Genomic DNA, 13,674 nt, shown 5'->3' on the forward strand with positions numbered 1-13,674 from the left:
CCCCACTTCCCCGCTTCCCCACGAACGGGCGAAATGCCGACGTGCCCAAGGGGGACACTCCGGCATTTCGCCCGTTCGTGGGGAAGCGGGGAAGTGGGGAAGTGGGGAAGCGGGGAAGCAGGGAAGCGTGGCGCGGGTGGAGGGCGCACTTGCCCGTGGCTAGGCCATGTCGCCGGCGGTGATGGCCTCCGCCTCGACGCGCTCCGGCTCGGCACCGTCGTCGACGCGGCGCAGGACCCTCGTGGTGCAGAGGATCACGACGAAGGCGACCGCGACGGACGCGCCCGCGAAGACGTACGCCGCCGAGGGCGAGTACGCGTCGGCGAGCAGGGTCGCGACGGGCGGGGCGATGGCGCCGCCGATGAACCGGACGGCGGAGTAGGCGCTCGAGGCGACCGAGCGGGGGAGGTCGGTGGCCTCCATGACGCACTCGGTGAGCACGGTGTTCAGGACACCGAGCACCAGACCACCGATGACGACGCAGATGATCAGGCCGACCTGGGAGCGCACGACGAGGGCCGCGGCGAACAGGTCGAGCGCGAGCAGGGGCAGCGCGACCTTCAGCACGGTCGTCCGGCGCATCCGAGCGGTGAGCATCGGGGCGACCCACACCGACGTGATCGCGAGACCGACACCCCAGCCGAAGAACGTGAACCCGATCCCGAGCGCGCCGAAGCCGAGCGGGAACGGCGTGTACGCCAGCAGGACGAAGAAGCCGATGTTGTAGAACAGCGCGGTCGCGGCGAGGGCTGCGAGTGCCGGACGGGTCAGGGCGCGGAAGGGGGCGGAGAGCTTCGTCGGCGTGGGCTTCTCGAGGCTGCCGGTCTTCAGCAGGGCGACGATGGCGATGAACGCGACGGCCATCAGGGTCGTGACGCCGAAGAACGGGCCGCGCCAGCTCACCGAGCCGAGCAGACCTCCGACGAGGGGGCCGACGGCGATGCCGAGCCCGAGCGCTGCCTCGTACAGGATGATCGCCGAGGCGGTGCCGCCCGACGCCGCCCCGACGATGGTCGCGAGCGCGGTGGAGATGAAGAGCGCGTTGCCGAGGCCCCAGCCGGCGCGGAAGTCGATGATGCTCCACACGCTGTTCGACGTCGCCGCGAGCACCGAGAACACCACGATCAGGGCGAGTCCGATGAGCAGGGTGCGCTTCGCGCCGATGCGGCTGGAGACCCAGCTGGTGAAGAACATGGCGACACCGGTGACGGCGAGGTAGCTCGTGAAGAGCAACTCGGTCTGCGCCGGCGTCGCCTTCAGGGACGCCGCGATCGCCGGGAGGATCGGGTCGACGAGGCCGATGCCCATGAACGCGACGACGCAGGCGAAGGCGATCGCCCAGACCGCGGACGACTGCTTGAGGATGGAGCCGGACTGGCCGGCGGGTGCGTGGGCGTTCACGCGGGGATCTCCGTTCCGTTGGGGGTTGTCCGGGTGCGCTGGGCGATCAGGTTCGCCGCGTGGTGCAGGACGTCCCAGTCGTCGTCGGTCAGGTCGGCGAACAACGGGCCGACCGTGCTGGTGAGGGTGGAGCGCCAGGAAGCGAGCCGTTCGCGTCCGGCCTCGGTGAGTTCGATGAGCTGCCCGCGGGAGTCGTCCGGGTCGACGCTGCGGCTGACGAGGCCGTCGGCGAGCATGCCGGCGACGAGTCGGGTCATCGTGGGCTGCGCCACACGGGAGGCGGTGGCCAGTTCGCCGAGTCGCAGTGGCTCGTCGGTCTCGAGGATGCCGAGCGTGCGCCAGACCGCGGCGGACGTGGTGTTGCCCGTCGACTGGACGGCGCTGCGGATCAGGCGGTTGACGGAGACGAGGAGGGTCTCGATCGTCTGCTCACGCGGTGTTTCCATAGTTGAACTATATAGCCGTGCTATGCAAAATGCAACGGCGGTGCAGTCGAGCGACGACGGCCCCGAACAGACTGCACCAGCCGCCGCCTGGTAGAAGGGAGGCATGAGCGACATCACCATCCACGAAGGCGACGAGTACACCGCGATCTTCCACGGCGGCCCCTTCGACGGCACGACCGACACCCGCACCGCCACGAGCGACGCGCTGGACGACGAGGTCACGGTGTTCGCCGACGTCGAGGGCCTGCAGACGGCCTTCACCTACCGCGCCACCAAGTCCCGCCAGGTCCTCGACCAGATCTCGGTCGAGTTCACCTACGAGCCGGAGGAGTCCGACCCGGTGGACGACCTGCAGGACCGCGGCGACCGCAGCGGCGAGTTCGACCGGGAGTAGAACCCCCACCCGCCGCGTTGCAGGACCACATGCAGCTCGACCTCTGGACGTCCGCCTTCTGTGCGCCGTGCGCCGCCGCCCGCCGGGTGTCGGCCGAGGCCTCGGCGCTCGTTCCCGGGCTCACCGTGACCGAACGCGACGTGGCGGCACACCCCGACGACGCGGAGGACCTCGGTATCCGGTCCACGCCCACGATCATCGTGCGGCAGGACGACGGCACCGAGGTCTTCCGTTCACCCGGCGTCCCGACCCGCGACCAACTCCTGCTCGCGGTGGCCAGGGCGCTCTGAACGAGCGGTCGCCGCAGCCGCAGCCGCAGCCGCCGCCCGAGCGGCCACCCCGGCGGCGGCCCCCGGCGCGGGTGCAGCGGCGCGGACCTCCGGATGGACCCCCGCGCGCTGCGACGTCGGCGCCGCCACCACGACGGGTGCCGGCGGATCGACAACCGCCCGCACACGTCGCGCCAGACGCTTCGCGCCCCTGATCGGCGCCCCGATGCTCAGCGCCACCAGCCCGAGCGGGCTGCGATCCGCCCCGCCGAGGGCGTTCTTCCGCTCCCACGCGCGGCGCAGCAGCCCACCGCGGCTCCGCCGAGCCGGCGCCCGGTCCACCAGGGCCCCGGCATCCCGTCGGGCCATGAGCTCCACCAGCCGGTGCTGCCAGTCGTCCTCCGAGGCCGGGTGGAAGTAGTTGTCCCGCATCCACTCCGGCCGGACGACACCGAACCGTCCGTCGACCAGGTTGACGGCGTCGCCCTCGAGGCCGCTCCCCACGAACACCTCGTTGATCAGGTGCCGCCCGATGCCGAAGTCGGTCAGCGTGAGAGCCGGGACGCCCCGCGCCGCCGCCTCGAGCACCGCGGTCGAGCTGATCGTCACGAGTGCCACCGCGCGGTCGAGGTGCTCGGCCATCGGCCCGCTCTCCACCACGAGGTTGGTCGGCGCGTCCGCCGGTACCAGGTCCGGGTAGGGGTGCTCCTCGCGGTGCGTCTGGTGCTCGCCGGCCGCCGCGCGCGTCTTGATGACGACGCGCCACTCCGGGTGCGCCCGTGCCGTCTCGACGAGCCACCGCACGATGATCGCCCGATCGGCCCGCTCGAACGGCACACTCGGCTGCGCCGCGAAGACGACGGAGTCGCGGACGGTCGGCCCGACACCGCCGACACCGCCGACAGCGTCGGTTGCGTCGGCACCACCGGTCGCGCCGGACCCCCGGGCGAACGGCAACGTGGCGAGCGCGAAGTGCGGCTCGACGCCGCCGTCGCGCGCCGTCTCCTCGTACGCGCGGACCTCACGGTGGCTGTGCAGCACGAACAGGTCGGCCCGGGCGCGGAAGAAGATGCCCTTCCACTTCGAGGGGAACGAGATCCCCGGCAGCCCCGACACCAGCACCGGCCGGTCCGGGATCCGCCGGTGCACCTCGTCGATCACGAGTTCGGCCACCGGTCCGATCAACGACACCAGGACGGCGTCCGGCGGGTCCTGGCGGAGCTCCTCGACGACGGCGTCGACGTCCTTCGGCGCGGGCGGTTCGCGGTGCAGGTGGGCGAGTCGCCGGTCGAGCCCGCGGAACGCCGACCGCAGCTGCTTCGGACTCGCTGACCGCGGGGTCGCCACGGTGCGCAGCTCCAGGTCCCAGTCCGCCGGGGCGCTCGCCAACAGGTGCGCGCCCCACTTCGCGAACGAGTCGGTGTCGACCAGGCCGACCACGCGTCGGACGCGTGGTGACGCGTCGGACGGGAGGCGCGCCTCCAGTCCGTCTGTCGGCCCGCCGCCGTCACCCGGCCCGCTCAGGGCGCTGGTCCCGTCGACCGGGCCGCTCACGCGCCGACGCGACGCAGCTTGGCGAGCGGTGCCTGCTCGCCGGCGGTCGGATGGGGACTGCATGCGCTCACGCGCCGACGCGACGCAGCTTCGCGAGCGGTGCCTGCTCGCCGGCGGTCGGATGGGGACTGCATGCGCTCACGCGCCGACGCGACGCAGCTTGGCGAGCGGTGCCTGCTCGCCGGCGGTCGGATGGGGACTGCATGCGCTCACGCGCCGACGCGACGCAGCTTCGCGAGCGGTGCCTGCTCGCCGGCGGTCGGATGGGGACTGCATGCGCTCACGCGCCGACGCGACGCAGCTTGGCGAGCGGTGCCTGCTCGCCGGCGGTCGGATGGGGACTGCATGCGCTCACGCGCCGACGCGACGCAGCTTCGCGAGCGGTGCCTGCTCGCCGGGGAAGATGCGCTTCACGCCGTCGCCGAGGGCGGTCTCGATGATGCGGAGGTCGCGGGCGAGCGTCTTCAGGCCGTGCGGCTCGAGCGATGCGGCGTGGTCGGAGCCCCACATCGTGCGGTCGAGCGTGATGTGCCGTTCGACGGCCGTGGCACCGAGGGCGACGGCGGCGATGGAGATCTGCAGGCCGGGCTCGTGGCCGGAGTACCCGACAGGGACGCCCGCGTACCGGTGGGCGAGGGTGTCGATCATGCGGAGGTTCGCCTCCTCGGCCGGCAGCGGGTAGGTCGAGGTCGCGTGCATGAGGACGAGTCGCTCGGTGCCGAGGGCCTCGACGGCGGCGTCGATCTGCTCGAGCGTGGACATGCCCGTCGACAGGATGACGGGCTTGCCGGTCGCGGCGACGGCGGCGAGCAAGCCGAGGTCGGTGACCGACGCCGAGGCGATCTTGTAGGCGACGACGTTGAGGTCCTCGAGGAAGTCGACCGACGGCTCGTCCCACGGCGACGCGAACCAGTCGAGACCGCGGAGGGTCGCGTGGTCACCGATCTCGATGTACTGGTCGCGGTCGAACTCGACGCGGTAGCGGTACTCCAGGTAGGTCATGTCGCCCCACGGGGTGCTGCGCGGGGTGTTCTTCATGTGCTCCGGCGTGGAGATCGCGGGGGTGCGCTTCTGGAACTTCACGGCCTGCAGGCCCGCGTCGGCAGCGACGTCGATGAGCTGCTTCGCGATGTCGACGTCGCCGTTGTGGTTGAGGCCGATCTCGCCGATGAGGTACGCGGGGTGGCCCGCGCCGATCGTGGACGTACCGATGGTGACGGTCATGGTGCTCCGTTCGGTGCGGGGGTGGCCCGCGTCGGGGATGGGTCTCGGGTCGTGGTGGGTGCTGGGGCCGCGGCGCCGACGCGTTCGTCTGCCGTGAAGTCGGTCAGCGCGCCGGCCAGCGCTTCGGCGAGGGCCAGGTCGGCCTCGTCGTCGACGTCGATCGCGCCGGCACCGTCGACGACGGCCAGCTCGACGCGGCCGTGGAACCGGTGCCGGTTCTCGAGGAACCCCGCCGTCCGCATCACGTAGAAGGCGCCGGTCTCGCGGTACTCGGGCTCGCGGTCCTGCCGAAGGGGCCTGGTCGCAGCGTCGTGGTTCACCGCGACCGCCGTGCCGTCCGGGGCGGTCCGCCACAGGAACGCGTGCGACGGGGCGGCGGCGAACACCGCGTCGGCGTGCCCGTCGATCACGCGCGCGACGGCGGCGTCGAGGTCCGCCGGGTCGATGAACGGCGAGGTCGCCTGCAGGAAGACGAGGACTTCGGGCAGCGGGGTACTGATCGCGTCGAGGACGTGCAGCAGGGCAGATTCCGAGGACGCCTCGTCCCCCGCGAGCTCGGCCGGACGGCGGACCACGGCTGCACCGGCGGCGACCGCCTCGGCGGCGATGGCGTCGCCGTCGGTCGTGACGACCACCTCGTCGATGCGCGTGGCACGTCGTGCCGATTCGACCGCTCGACGGACCAGCGAACGACCCGCGACCGTGCGGAGGTTCTTGCCGGGGATCCCCTTCGACCCGGCACGTGCGGGCACGACGGCGAGGACGGAACCGGTGGTGCGCATGCTCCGGACGCTACGAAGCGTGGGTGTCGCGGAGGGGAACGGGGAGCAGACGGCGGCCGACCGTTGGGCGACCGCCGAGCCCGGTCACGGCGACGCGGCGGGGTGTGCATCGAGCGTCTGAGGGCCGCTCGCCGCTACAATCGACGCTGCTCGCCTCCGTAGCTCAGTGGATAGAGCAGGTGGTTTCTACCCACCGTGCCGCGGGTTCGATTCCTGCCGGGGGCGCCGAAGACGAACAGGGCCGCCATCCTTTCCGGATGGCGGCCCTGTTCTCGTCGTGGTGGCTGTTACTCGTCGTGCTGGCTACTACTCGTCGTCGTCCGCGGCGCGGCGCCGGAGTTCGGCGGCGCTGATCGGCTGCGTGTACGGCGCCTCTGACGTCTCGTTCGCGTCGGCCGGCTCTGCGGGGGCCTGGTTCAGGCGGGTCGGGACGGACGTGGTGTTCGTCGCGCCGGGGGTGTCGACCCGGGGCACCGAGGCGGGCGGGACGTCGTTCGCGGGTGCTCGATTGACGTGTGCGTCGGCTGCGGTGGGCGTCGCGACGGGGCGGTCGGACGAGGACGGACGGTCGTTCCGCGGTGCGCGGTCGGAGTCGCCGAAGGCTCGGGTGGCGCTGTCGTCGTCCACGACCTCGGTGTCGTCCGTGCCGCGGCCCTGGGCGGAGCGGAAGGGCGAGGTCGGGGTACCGAGCGCCGGACGGACCGGTGGTGCAGCCTCGTCGTCGCCGTAGACGCGGGTGGTGTTGTCACCGAACGAGCGTGTGGCGTTCGGGTCGGCGTTGCCGCGGTTCGGGTTCGTGCCCGCACCGCGGTTCACCGAGAACGACGGGGTCGTCCCGCCGGCAGCACCGACTGACGCAGCACCGGCTGACGCCGCACCGGGTGCAGCAGCGCCGGGCGCAGCAGCGGCCGGCGCCGGAGGGGTCGACGGCGCGGACGTGGGGCGCTGCGCCGGACGCAGCGAGGTCGTCGTCGGGGTGGGACGCTCGGCGGGAGCGGCCGGGGCCTTTGCCTGCGCCTGCGTGCGTGGGGCCTCGGCCTGGTCGGCGTTCCAGTCCTGCTGCCGCTTGATCAGGTCGGCGTCGGGGTCCGGCGACTCGAACTTCCAGCGCTCGAGGTCGGCCTTGAAGAGCTTGCGCGCACGGTTCGGTCGCGACTGCCAGTCGAGCAGGCGGTCACGGAACTCGGCGAGGGACTGGTCGGCCTGGAAGCTGAACGTCGACGAGTTCTTCTTGATGTCGGCGATCTCGTGCTGTGCCCAGTTGGCGGCCAGTGGCGCACCCTGCACGGGGAGCAGGCGCAGCCGGATGTCGGCGTCCTCGGCGAGGTGGTCGGCGTAGGCCCGCTCGTCGTGCCCGAGCGATCCCCACGCAGCTGCCTTGCGCGCAGCCGTCAGGATCGCGCCCACGGCCGCGTTCTTCGATTCGCGCTCCTGCAGCGCCACGACCCGCTTGGTCGCGCTGCGCCCGATGAGCGCCGCGATGACGCCCGCCACGACGATGGCGACGAAGGGGATCACAGCGCCCGAGAGCACCCGCCAACCCGTGTCGGACGAAGTCCAGTCGGTCAGGTCGTTCCACCAGTCCATGCGCGCACCATACCCACGGAACGGTCAGGCGTCGGGGAGGCCGGACGGCGTTCCGCGCATCCCATCGCAGATGATTCCAATCTGGAACATCATGACCAGCGCAGGGTGTCCACGGCGTCGTCGGCGGACCACACGCTCGGCAGCTCGACGAACCGGCGCTCGGTCGCGACGTACCGGCGGGCACGGTACGCGGTGTCACCGGCGACGTCGATGCGGTCGACGTACCCGACGATCTCGCCGTTGGCCCGGGTGACCCGGCTCAGGTCGTCGCGGACGTCGAGGATCCGGTAGTCGCCCCGGGCGCGGGCCAGCGGGACGGTGCGGATCCGCAGTGCGGGTTCGGTGATGGTCTGCATCGCTGGCCTCCTGGTCGGTGTGGTGCCGACGCTACGGGGGACCACCGACACGCCGAGGGGTGCCAGCAGATCTGGGGAACAGGGTCTCCGCGCACACTGTTGTGGAGGAACGAGGCTGCTGCACCGGCGGCCCGGAGAGAGGGAGTGGCCATGACCACGTTCGTGCTCGCAGGTGGATGTTTCTGGTGTCTCGACGCCGTGTACCGCACGCTCCAGGGTGTGCAGGACGTGGTGTCCGGCTACGTCGGCGGACAGGTCGAAGAGCCCTCCTACGAACTGGTGTGCACCGGCACGACGGGGCACGCCGAGGCGGTCGCCGTGACGTTCGACGAGTCGGTGATCCCGGCCGACGTGATCCTGGACGTCTTCTTCACGCTGCACGACCCCCGCCAGCTGAACCGTCAGGGCGCCGACGTCGGCACGCAGTACCGCTCGGCGATGTTCCCGGCCGACGACGCGCAGCGCGAGGTGTTCGAACGGGCCGTCGAGCGAGCATCCGACATCTGGGACGGCGGCATCGTCACCACCATCGAGCCGCTCTCGACGTTCTACCGCGCCGAGGAGTACCACCAGGACTTCTTCGCGAAGAACCCCGGCCAGGGCTACTGCCTCGCAGTCGCGCTGCCCAAGGTGAACAAGGTCCGGAAGGCCTACAGTCAGTACATCCTGGCGTCCTGACCCCGGGGCGGCAGGGCCACAAGGAGGTGGTTCGAACATGACGGACAACACGGGAACCTGGGTCGCCATCGGTCCGGCCGGAGCGGTGGGCAGCATCCACCGTGCGGCGGACGGCTTCGAGGTCGAGCTCTACGGACGCCGACGGGCGGGCGGGCCCTACCCGTCCCTCGAGTCCGCGAAGGGTGCGGTCCACGCCGCGCTCGGACCGTTGGCTGCCCGGCCCGAGTTCCGAGCACACTGAGCGGGTCTGTCCAGGAGGCCCGGGGGACTCGTCCTCCACAGGTTGCCTGATCGGATCCACACGCCACAGATCGAGCCCGGGGCCGCTGACGCGGCCCCGGGCTCCGTGACGATCGACGCATGAACGACATCATCACCGTCTGCGGAATCGTCGCCACCGAGCCCCGGCACCTCGTCACCGAGACCGGCATCGCCATCACGAGTCTCCGACTCGCGTCGCCCTCACGCCGTTGGGACCGGGCCACCGCCGCCTGGGTCAACGGCGCGACCAACTGGTACACCGTCACCGCGTTCCGGTCGCTCGCGTCGAACGTGTTCAAGTCCCTGAAGAAGGGTGACCGGATCGTCGTCGCCGGCCGGGTCCGCATCCGCACGTGGGAACGCGACGGTCGGGGTGGGACCTCGGTCGAGATCGACGCCGACGGCATCGGGCACGACCTGGCGTGGGGGATCAGCAACTGGGTCAAGGTGCCTCGACACACCTCGGACTCGGCGGTGACGCCGGGTGCCACCGCGGACGTCGACCCCCGGACCGGGGAGGTACGCGGCCCGACCCCGGACGAACCCGGGTCCGCTCCTGGGCACGACCAGGCCCGGGCAGACGGCGAGGAGCCGGTCGATCACGTCGAGCCCGACCACGTCGATCGGGACGACGAACACGACCACGATCTCGACGACGCCGGGCCGGTCGACGGCCTGCGTGACTTGGACGTACCCGAGGAGCACGAACGTCCGGCCGCGTGATGCCCGTCCCGCGGATCAGTGTCCGACGGTCACCAGCGCTGGGTGATCATGCCGATGCCCGCCACTTCGGTCGTGTCCCAGTTGCCGCCCTTCGGCAGGCCACTCACACGGCCGTCCACCCAGAACGTCGCTCCCTGGACCGCCGGCGAGTTGACCTGGCGTGCCTTCAGACCGTGGAACGAGAAGTTCGTGTTCCACTTGCCCTGCAGGCCGCTCACGCCGGGCTTGTTGCGCACCGTGATCTTCACGTTGCGCATCGACGAGTGGACGACGTCGCCGTTCAGGCGGCCGTTCCCCTCGACGTTGAAGAACAGGCGCCCCTTCAGGTTCAGGCCGACCGCCGCGATCGTGTGGCCGTTCGCGAAGAAGGTCCCGACGTTGTTCGGGTAGAAGCGGAGTCCGACCGGGGTCACGGTGTGGGTCGCCGGGCCGAGGTAGCCGTACGTGAACTTGCCGTTCTGCACGCGCTCCCAGATGAACCGCGGCGCCCCCTTGCTCACGGTGGACCCCTTGTCGGACTGGATCCCCACGGAGAACGCGTTGTTGTACGCGTCGTGCACGTTGATGTACGACGAGTACCCGGTCCCGGCCCCGCCCTCGGTGATGTCGGCGGTGTACTCGACCAACGGTGTGCCGTGCGGGGCGACGGTGGCTGCCGAGGCCGTCGCGCCGGTGGGTGCGACGAGGCCGACTGCGAGTGCGACCGCTCCGACGAGGGGGAGCGCGAGCCGGCGGATTCGTGTTGTGGGCATGTCCCTGATCCTGATCTCCGTGTGGACGACGAGGCCTCTGGTGGAAGGCGAGGCAACGGTACGTCGAAGTGCGCCGATGCAACACCCCTTGTGCGCGTTCCGGCAGGGGGCCGGGTTCAGTAGACTCATCGGGATATGGCTGAGTACATCTACCAGATGGTCCGCGCCCGCAAGGCGGTCGGCGACAAGCTGATCCTCGACGACGTCACGATGTCGTTCCTCCCCGGTGCCAAGATCGGCGTCGTCGGACCGAACGGTGCTGGCAAGTCGACGATCCTGAAGATCATGGCGGGTCTCGACCAGCCGTCCAACGGCGAGGCGAAGCTCACGCCGGGCTTCAGCGTCGGCATCCTCATGCAGGAGCCGGAGCTCGACGAGAGCAAGACCGTGCTCGAGAACGTGCAGGAAGGCGTGGGCGAGATCCACGGCAAGCTCGCGCGCTTCAACGAGATCTCGGCGCTCATGGCCGAGCCGGACGCCGACTTCGACGCGCTCTTGGCCGAGATGGGCACGCTGCAGGAAGACATCGACGCCGCCGACGCGTGGGACCTCGACTCCCAGCTCGAGCAGGCGATGGCCGCGCTGCAGTGCCCCCCGGGGGACGAACTCGTCACGCACCTGTCCGGTGGTGAGAAGCGCCGCGTCGCGCTCTGCAAGCTGCTGCTCCAGAAGCCCGACCTGCTCCTCCTCGACGAGCCCACCAACCACCTCGACGCCGAGAGCGTGCTCTGGCTCGAGCAGCACCTGCAGCAGTACCACGGTGCCGTCCTCGCCGTGACCCACGACCGGTACTTCCTGGACCACGTCGCCCAGTGGATCGCCGAGGTCGACCGCGGCCGCCTGTACCCGTACGAGGGCAACTACTCGACCTACCTCGAGAAGAAGCGCGCTCGCCTCGAGGTCCAGGGCAAGAAGGACGCCAAGCTCGCGAAGCGCCTGTCCTCGGAGCTCGACTGGGTCCGGAGCAACACGAAGGGCCGCCAGGCGAAGTCGAAGGCCCGTCTCGCCCGCTACGAGGAGATGGTCACCGAGGCCGAGCGCACCCGCAAGCTCGACTTCGAGGAGATCGTGATCCCGGTCGGCCCGCGTCTGGGTTCGCAGGTCATCGACGCCGAGCACCTGCGCAAGCAGTTCGGTGAGCGCGTCATCATCGGCGACCTGTCGTTCACGCTGCCCCGCAACGGCATCGTCGGCGTCATTGGCCCGAACGGTGTCGGCAAGACCACGCTCTTCAAGACGATCGTCGGCCTCGAGCCCCTGGACGGCGGCACGCTGAAGATCGGTGACACCGTCCAGATCTCCTACGTCGACCAGACCCGCGGCGGCATCGACCCGAACAAGAACCTGTGGGAGGTCGTGTCGGACGGACTCGACTACATCCAGGTCGGCAAGACCGAGATCCCGTCCCGCGCCTACGTGTCGCAGTTCGGGTTCAAGGGCCCGGACCAGCAGAAGCGCGCCGGCATCCTCTCCGGTGGTGAGCGCAACCGTCTGAACCTGGCGCTGACGCTCAAGCAGGGCGGCAACCTGCTGCTCCTCGACGAGCCGACCAACGACCTGGACGTCGAGACGCTCGGCAGCCTCGAGAACGCCCTGCTCGAGTACCCCGGTTGCGCCGTGGTCATCACCCACGACCGGTGGTTCCTCGACCGCATCGCCACGCACATCCTGGCGTGGGAGGGCCTCAACGAGGACGGCACGCCGAACTGGTACTGGTTCGAGGGCAACTTCGAGGCCTACGAGGAGAACAAGATCGAGCGCCTCGGCGCCGATGCCGCGAAGCCCGGGCGCGCGACGTACCGCAAGCTCACCCGCGACTGACCCTCGTGGCGAGACTGCACGCTCCCATCCGCATGCGGTGGAGCGACATCGACGCCTACGGTCACGTCAACAACTCCGCGATGCTGCGCCTGCTCGAAGAAGCGCGCATCGTGGGGTTCTGGGGTGCGGACCCGGGTGAGGACCCGGACGGCGGCCTGCCCGAGCCGATCATCGACGGTCGGCCCGGTTCGGGCACCATGACGGTGATCGCGGGCCAGCGCCTCGAGTACCTGGCGTCGATCCCGTACCTCCGTCAGCCGCTCGACATCCAGATGTGGATCGGGCGGCTCGGGGGTGCGAGCATCGACGTCTCGTACGAGGCCTGGTCGCCGGCGGGGCATCACCCCGCCGTCCTGTACACACGGGCGACGACCGCACTCGTGATGGTCGACGCGGCGACGAACCGTCCGCGTCGGCTGACCGACACCGAGCGCGCTGCGTGCGAGCGCTACCTCGAGGAACCGGTGCAGTTCAGCCGGCCGTAGGCACCCGCATCATGCCCTCCTGGGCGACGGTGGCCAGCAGCTTGCCGTCACGGGAGAACATCCGGCCGAACGCGAGTCCCCGGCCGCCCTGCGCGCTCGGGGACTCCTGCGTGTACAGGATCCACTCATCGGCGCGACCGTCGCGGTGCCACCACATGGCGTGGTCGAGGCTCGCGCTCTTGACCCCCTTGGTGCCCCACGCGACGCCGTGCCGCCGCATGATCGGCTCGAGGATGGACAGGTCGCTCGCGTACCCGAGCACCGCACGGTGGAGCGCCGGGTCCTCCGGCAGGTCGCCCTGCACCCGGAACCAGACCGCCTGGTGCGGCACGTGCTCGCCCTGCACATCGACGAACACCGGTCCCTCGACGTGTCGCAGGTCGATGGACCGAGCGGCCCAGGCACGTGCGACCGGGTGGTCGATCGCGGACAGGATCGACGCGGCCGACGGCAGGGACTCCGGGTCCGGGGTGTCCACCGGGTACGGGTCCTGGTGCTCGATGCCGGTGTCGGGCACCTGGAACGACGCGATCATCGAGAAGATCGGGACACCGCGCTGGTACGCCTGCACGCGTCGGGCCGCGAACGACCGGCCGTCGTGGATGCGCTCGACGCCGAAGGTGATCGGCACGTCGATGTCGCCGGGCCGCAGGAAGTAGCCGTGCATCGAGTGGACGTCGCGTCCCTCGATCGTGCGCTGCGCGGCGACGATGCACTGTGCCAGGACCTGGCCGCCGAACACCCGTCCGCCGGGTGACCAGTGGCTGGCGCCGGTCAGGATCGTCTCGGCCGTGCTCGCGCCGGTGTCCTCGAGTCGCAGGGTCCGCAGGAAGTCGGGTTCGCCGTTCACGCTGTGCAGTCTACGAACGGCTGCCCGCCGCCGTCGCAGGTCGTCGCGCCCAGGCTGCGCGGTCCCGATGGCCGGTAGGATCGGGGACGAC

At 70.7% G+C, this 13,674-nt stretch carries 16 protein-coding genes and 1 tRNA gene; 8 read left to right on the plus strand and 9 right to left on the minus strand.

The annotated features are described in order from the left end of the window. Positions 1-159: 159 nt before the first annotated feature. Both DEJ27_RS06015 and DEJ27_RS06020 read right to left on the minus strand, forming a co-directional pair. Positions 160-1,401: an MFS transporter gene (locus tag DEJ27_RS06015; protein WP_110859167.1), complete on the minus strand. Its 1,242-nt coding sequence runs from the start codon at positions 1,399-1,401 to the stop codon at positions 160-162. Then, positions 1,398-1,847: a MarR family winged helix-turn-helix transcriptional regulator gene (locus DEJ27_RS06020; RefSeq protein ID WP_027464646.1), complete on the minus strand. Its 450-nt coding sequence runs from the start codon at positions 1,845-1,847 to the stop codon at positions 1,398-1,400. Before DEJ27_RS06020 ends, DEJ27_RS06015 begins: the two co-directional genes overlap by 4 nt. A 103-nt stretch (positions 1,848-1,950) precedes the next feature. On the opposite strand from DEJ27_RS06020, the gene DEJ27_RS06025 reads away from it, so the two are divergent. Both DEJ27_RS06025 and DEJ27_RS06030 read left to right on the plus strand, forming a co-directional pair. After that, positions 1,951-2,241 carry a hypothetical protein gene (locus DEJ27_RS06025; RefSeq protein ID WP_027464647.1) on the plus strand — a complete coding sequence of 97 codons (291 nt, stop codon included), beginning with the start codon at positions 1,951-1,953 and terminating at the stop codon, positions 2,239-2,241. Between the two features lie 29 nt (positions 2,242-2,270). Continuing rightward, positions 2,271-2,531, plus strand: coding sequence for a thioredoxin family protein (locus tag DEJ27_RS06030; protein ID WP_110859168.1), 261 nt, complete (start codon positions 2,271-2,273; stop codon positions 2,529-2,531). Here the strand turns inward: DEJ27_RS06030 and DEJ27_RS06035 are convergent. The 3 genes from DEJ27_RS06035 to DEJ27_RS06045 form a co-directional block, all read right to left on the minus strand. After that, positions 2,475-4,064, minus strand: a complete 1,590-nt coding sequence (locus DEJ27_RS06035; RefSeq protein ID WP_146238489.1) for a DUF6716 putative glycosyltransferase — start codon at positions 4,062-4,064, stop codon at positions 2,475-2,477. The two genes, DEJ27_RS06030 and DEJ27_RS06035, sit on opposite strands and share 57 nt — an antisense overlap. A 351-nt stretch (positions 4,065-4,415) precedes the next feature. Further along, positions 4,416-5,288, minus strand: a complete 873-nt coding sequence (locus DEJ27_RS06040; protein WP_111090510.1) for an N-acetylneuraminate synthase family protein — start codon at positions 5,286-5,288, stop codon at positions 4,416-4,418. Further along, positions 5,285-6,070, minus strand: a complete 786-nt coding sequence (locus DEJ27_RS06045; protein WP_111090511.1) for a cytidylyltransferase domain-containing protein — start codon at positions 6,068-6,070, stop codon at positions 5,285-5,287. The genes DEJ27_RS06040 and DEJ27_RS06045 overlap by 4 nt, the downstream gene beginning before the upstream one ends. 152 nt (positions 6,071-6,222) lie before the next feature. On the opposite strand from DEJ27_RS06045, the gene DEJ27_RS06050 reads away from it, so the two are divergent. Then, positions 6,223-6,295 (plus strand) — tRNA-Arg (locus DEJ27_RS06050). An 81-nt stretch (positions 6,296-6,376) separates the two neighbouring features. Here the strand turns inward: DEJ27_RS06050 and DEJ27_RS17445 are convergent. Together DEJ27_RS17445 and DEJ27_RS06060 are read right to left on the minus strand one after the other, a co-directional pair. Beyond that, positions 6,377-7,657, minus strand: coding sequence for a hypothetical protein (locus DEJ27_RS17445; RefSeq protein WP_181430101.1), 1,281 nt, complete (start codon positions 7,655-7,657; stop codon positions 6,377-6,379). Between the two features lie 89 nt (positions 7,658-7,746). Next, positions 7,747-8,013, minus strand: coding sequence for a hypothetical protein (locus DEJ27_RS06060; protein ID WP_017886047.1), 267 nt, complete (start codon positions 8,011-8,013; stop codon positions 7,747-7,749). 150 nt (positions 8,014-8,163) lie between these two features. Between DEJ27_RS06060 and msrA the strand changes: the two genes are divergently transcribed. The 3 genes from msrA to DEJ27_RS06075 all read left to right on the plus strand — a co-directional run bounded on the left by msrA (position 8,164) and on the right by DEJ27_RS06075 (position 9,675). Further along, entirely contained in the window at positions 8,164-8,691 is a 528-nt protein-coding gene (gene msrA / locus DEJ27_RS06065; RefSeq protein WP_110859362.1) for a peptide-methionine (S)-S-oxide reductase MsrA, read from the plus strand. Between the two features lie 37 nt (positions 8,692-8,728). Continuing rightward, positions 8,729-8,932, plus strand: coding sequence for a hypothetical protein (locus DEJ27_RS06070; RefSeq protein ID WP_017886045.1), 204 nt, complete (start codon positions 8,729-8,731; stop codon positions 8,930-8,932). Positions 8,933-9,051: 119 nt separating this feature from the next. Next, on the plus strand, positions 9,052-9,675 hold the full coding sequence (locus DEJ27_RS06075) for a single-stranded DNA-binding protein (protein ID WP_110859173.1): 624 nt from the start codon (positions 9,052-9,054) through the stop codon (positions 9,673-9,675). Between the two features lie 29 nt (positions 9,676-9,704). On the opposite strand, the gene DEJ27_RS06080 is transcribed toward DEJ27_RS06075, so the two are convergent. Further along, positions 9,705-10,427, minus strand: a complete 723-nt coding sequence (locus tag DEJ27_RS06080) for a hypothetical protein (RefSeq protein WP_111090512.1) — start codon at positions 10,425-10,427, stop codon at positions 9,705-9,707. Between the two features lie 135 nt (positions 10,428-10,562). Here DEJ27_RS06080 and ettA point away from each other — a divergent pair, with 135 nt between their 5' ends. Further along, on the plus strand, positions 10,563-12,248 hold the full coding sequence (ettA, locus tag DEJ27_RS06085) for an energy-dependent translational throttle protein EttA (protein WP_071405516.1): 1,686 nt from the start codon (positions 10,563-10,565) through the stop codon (positions 12,246-12,248). Positions 12,249-12,280: 32 nt separating this feature from the next. After that, on the plus strand, positions 12,281-12,733 hold the full coding sequence (locus DEJ27_RS06090; protein ID WP_111090513.1) for a thioesterase family protein: 453 nt from the start codon (positions 12,281-12,283) through the stop codon (positions 12,731-12,733). Here DEJ27_RS06090 and DEJ27_RS06095 read toward each other — a convergent pair. Then, positions 12,720-13,583, minus strand: coding sequence for an acyl-CoA thioesterase II (locus tag DEJ27_RS06095; RefSeq protein WP_111090514.1), 864 nt, complete (start codon positions 13,581-13,583; stop codon positions 12,720-12,722). The genes DEJ27_RS06090 and DEJ27_RS06095 overlap by 14 nt on opposite strands. Positions 13,584-13,674 lie beyond the last annotated feature (91 nt).

Source organism: Curtobacterium sp. MCPF17_018, from assembly GCF_003234135.1.
GTDB lineage: Bacteria > Actinomycetota > Actinomycetes > Actinomycetales > Microbacteriaceae > Curtobacterium > Curtobacterium flaccumfaciens.

Excerpts from the sequence above, each read along its gene's own strand:
- DEJ27_RS06075 (WP_110859173.1), top strand. The coding sequence starts at position 9,052 with ATGAACGACATCATCACCGTCTGCGGAATCGTCGCCACCGAGCCCCGG.
- DEJ27_RS06080 (WP_111090512.1), bottom strand. The coding sequence starts at position 10,427 with ATGCCCACAACACGAATCCGCCGGCTCGCGCTCCCCCTCGTCGGAGCG.
- DEJ27_RS06040 (WP_111090510.1), bottom strand. The coding sequence starts at position 5,288 with ATGACCGTCACCATCGGTACGTCCACGATCGGCGCGGGCCACCCCGCG.
- DEJ27_RS06070 (WP_017886045.1), top strand. The coding sequence starts at position 8,729 with ATGACGGACAACACGGGAACCTGGGTCGCCATCGGTCCGGCCGGAGCG.
- DEJ27_RS17445 (WP_181430101.1), bottom strand. The coding sequence starts at position 7,657 with ATGGACTGGTGGAACGACCTGACCGACTGGACTTCGTCCGACACGGGT.
- DEJ27_RS06090 (WP_111090513.1), top strand. The coding sequence starts at position 12,281 with ATGCGGTGGAGCGACATCGACGCCTACGGTCACGTCAACAACTCCGCG.
- DEJ27_RS06030 (WP_110859168.1), top strand. The coding sequence starts at position 2,271 with ATGCAGCTCGACCTCTGGACGTCCGCCTTCTGTGCGCCGTGCGCCGCC.
- DEJ27_RS06020 (WP_027464646.1), bottom strand. The coding sequence starts at position 1,847 with ATGGAAACACCGCGTGAGCAGACGATCGAGACCCTCCTCGTCTCCGTC.
- DEJ27_RS06045 (WP_111090511.1), bottom strand. The coding sequence starts at position 6,070 with ATGCGCACCACCGGTTCCGTCCTCGCCGTCGTGCCCGCACGTGCCGGG.
- DEJ27_RS06060 (WP_017886047.1), bottom strand. The coding sequence starts at position 8,013 with ATGCAGACCATCACCGAACCCGCACTGCGGATCCGCACCGTCCCGCTG.
- msrA (WP_110859362.1), top strand. The coding sequence starts at position 8,164 with ATGACCACGTTCGTGCTCGCAGGTGGATGTTTCTGGTGTCTCGACGCC.
- DEJ27_RS06025 (WP_027464647.1), top strand. The coding sequence starts at position 1,951 with ATGAGCGACATCACCATCCACGAAGGCGACGAGTACACCGCGATCTTC.
- ettA (WP_071405516.1), top strand. The coding sequence starts at position 10,563 with ATGGCTGAGTACATCTACCAGATGGTCCGCGCCCGCAAGGCGGTCGGC.